This is a genomic window from Dietzia sp. DQ11-71 (assembly GCF_014144995.1).
Taxonomy (GTDB): domain Bacteria; phylum Actinomycetota; class Actinomycetes; order Mycobacteriales; family Mycobacteriaceae; genus Dietzia; species Dietzia kunjamensis.
The window spans coordinates 1-2,247 of record NZ_JAALDT010000452.1 but is presented as its reverse complement, the minus strand read 5'-3'; the positions used below and the strand labels follow the sequence as shown (position 1 = coordinate 2,247).

The 2,247-nt window shown below is 71.1% G+C and carries 2 protein-coding genes and 1 pseudogene; 2 read left to right on the top strand and 1 reads right to left on the bottom strand.

What is annotated here, in order from left to right; all coding sequences use genetic code 11:
* Positions 1–716: pyridoxal phosphate-dependent decarboxylase family protein (locus G6023_RS14355; protein ID WP_347570779.1), on the bottom strand; the 716-nt coding region annotated here is incomplete at its 3' end.
* A gap of 239 nt (positions 717–955) precedes the next feature.
* Between G6023_RS14355 and G6023_RS14350 the strand changes: the two genes are divergently transcribed.
* Complete coding sequence (locus G6023_RS14350) at positions 956–2,062, top strand: iron-siderophore ABC transporter substrate-binding protein (protein ID WP_182636145.1); 1,107 nt, start codon at positions 956–958, stop codon at positions 2,060–2,062.
* 5 nt (positions 2,063–2,067) lie between these two features.
* Positions 2,068–2,247, top strand: a pseudogene (locus G6023_RS15790) (hypothetical protein); the annotation flags it as partial.

Here is a 2,247-nt window from a genome sequence, read left to right as displayed (position 1 = left end):
GCGTCGGCCAGCGCGGACAGGGTGCGGTCCAGGGTCGCGGGGTCCATCCGGTCGCCGTCACCGGGCAGGGCGATGACCGCATCCGGCGAGAGTCCCAGCAGGCGGGCCGCCTTGACCACGCTGAGGTGGGCGTGTTCGCCGGTGACGATGCGCAGGCGGGTCAGTCGGGCGCCGCGGTCCGTGTCCCGCTCCGCCCCCCGGCGCCCGGGGCCGTGTCGGGAGAGGCGGTCCTCGCGGGCGGTGAACAGGCCCTGCAGGTTGGAGGCGGTACCGCCGGTGGTGAAGACGCCGTCCGGGCGGGGGGTGGCGTCGAAACCGATGAGCCCGGTGACCCAGTCGATGAGCCTCTGTTCGATCAGACACGCCGACGCTCCCTGGTCCCAGGTCTCCACAGCCGTATTGACCGATGTCGCGAGTGCCTCGGCGGCGACCGCCGGGATGGTGATCGGGCAGTTGAGGTGGGCGAGGTAGCGCGGGTGGTGGTAGCCGACGGCGTGGTCGAGGTAGAGCTCCCGGACCTCCTCGAGTGCCCTGTCCAGCGTGCCCAGCGGTGCGGCGAGATCGACGGCGGCGGTCTGCGCTTCCAACGTCGAGGGCGACGCGGACGAGCGCGGCGTGGTCCGACCGTCGAGATACCGGCTCACCTCGGCGGTCGCGGCAGCCAGGGCGGCGGCGTGGGCCTCCCGGTTCCGGCTGCTCAACAATGGATCGTTCACGGGTACTCCGACCTACTCGGGGACAGTGGCGCGACCGAACGCTATGCAGGGTAGGCTTACCTAAACAACAGCAGAGTGACATGAATCACGTTGCGGGACAGGTGAAGTGGAAATCTTTGACGTAGCTGTTGCGTCGGGGGTTCGGATCCCGCTACCGTGACGCCCACCAAGGTAAGCCAAGCCTAAGTGGCTCGGGTCGTTTGCGGGCCGGGCGACGTTCCACACCAGACGGAGACCCCATGACCGCACCCGCTGCACGATCCCGGCTGACGCTCGACGGACCTGACGGCCCCGCGCTCCCTCGGGCCCGGGCGGTCCTCGTGGCCCTCGCGGCCTTCGCGGCGCTCCTGGCCGTGCTGGCCGGGTGCTCGACCGGCGCCGTCGGCGACGGCGGGGACGCCGGCGCGGGAGGCGAGGTTGAGCGGCAGGGCGAGTTCCCCCGCACCATCGCGCACGCCTACGGCGAGACCGAGATCGCGGAGGCGCCCCAGCGGGTGGCCACCATCTCCTGGGTCAACGCCGACGTCTCCCTGGCGCTGGGTGTGGTTCCGGTGGGGATGCCCCGCAACTCGTTCGGCGCCAACGCGAACGGGTCCACCGACTGGTTCGACGCGGAGCTGGAGGAGGTCGGCGGTGACATGCCGACGCTGTACTCCGAGACCGACGGAATCAACACCGAGGCGATCGCGGCCCTTGAGCCGGACCTCATCCTGGGTGTCTACTCCGGGATGACCGCAGAGGAGTACGAGACCCTCTCGAAGATCGCCCCCACCATCGCGATGCCGGAGGGCGATGTCGCGTTCGGCACCGCCTGGCAGGACTCGACCCGGCTGATCGGCGAGGCCCTCGGCCGTTCCGAGGCCGCCGAGGAGCTCATCACGGACGTCGAGGGGCAGATCGATCAGGTCGCCTCGGACAACCCGGGAATCCGCGACACGACCTTCATCTACGGCACCGTCGACCCCGACGCGGCGGAGAAGATCTACGCCTTCACCGACGTCGACAACCGCCCCCGCTTCCTCGAGCAGCTCGGGATGGTCCAGGCGCCGGTCGTCGCCGAGGCGTCGAGCGGCTCGCCCGAGGAGTTCGCGGTGACCTGGTCACCCGAGCGCGCCGACGAGCTGGTCTCCGACATCCTCGTCACCTACGCCGCCTCCCCCGAGGTCCGCGAGGCCATCGAGTCCGACCCGCTGCTCGGGCGCATCCCCGCCGTCGAGGCCGGGCGGATGGTCGTGCAGACCGACGAGCAGCAGGTCCTCTCGATCTCCGCCTCCTCGCCCCTGAGCCTGCCGTGGGCGCTGGAGAACGTCGTGCCCGACATCATCGCGGCAGCACAGCAGGCCTGACGCGCGTGACCACCCCAGCGACGAGCACCGCCGACCCGCCCGCCCTCCCGGCGGGTGGGTCGGCGGGTGGGTCGGCGGTGCCGGCCGTACCGACCGTGCAGCGGCGCCACCGTGTCGTGATCGGCACGGTGGCCTCGTCGACGTTGCTCGTCGCGGGCGTGGCACTCTCGCTGTTCGTGGGAGCG